1 protein-coding gene is annotated in these 471 nt (G+C 53.9%); it reads right to left on the reverse strand.

Features of this window, described 5'->3' with window-relative positions; translation table 11 throughout:
- On the reverse strand, window positions 1-245 hold a 245-nt coding region (locus AC30CM_RS27025), incomplete at its 3' end, for a hypothetical protein (protein WP_490119979.1).
- Window positions 246-471 lie beyond the last annotated feature (226 nt).

The raw sequence follows: 471 nt of genomic DNA on the forward strand, positions 1-471 counted from the left end.
TTGGCGTGTTCCACTTTCGACTTCTGTTCATCGCTCAGGTTTTTGCCTCCGCGATTCAGATAGAACGAGATTGACTGAATTGCTTTGCCGATATTTCCGTTATGGCTACGCTCAGCCCACTCTGCGATTGATTCGGCGCTTCCATCCGCGAACTTGCCTTCCGGAGGATGCTTCTTGGTGTGCACATCGTGACTCCATTTTTCGGAGGCCACCAGCCGGTTTGCTGCTTGAATTTCAACTGCCATTTTGTACTCCTTAACAAGTACGTGGTTGCGAAAATGGGCCCGAAGGCCCATTGCTTTATCCCATCATCAGGTCCACAAACTTACCAGCACCGGGTCAACCGGCGCGTAACCGTTAGGTGCCGGACGAGTAAGTGTGAGGTAGTTCTGATTCGGCCGGCCCTGCTCGGGGAGAAAATACCCAGTGTCGCGTCCGCTCGGGTCCATGCGCTGCTTCTTGACGGGCGTG

The organism is Mycobacterium sp. DHQP2018-32-09, from assembly GCF_058148405.1.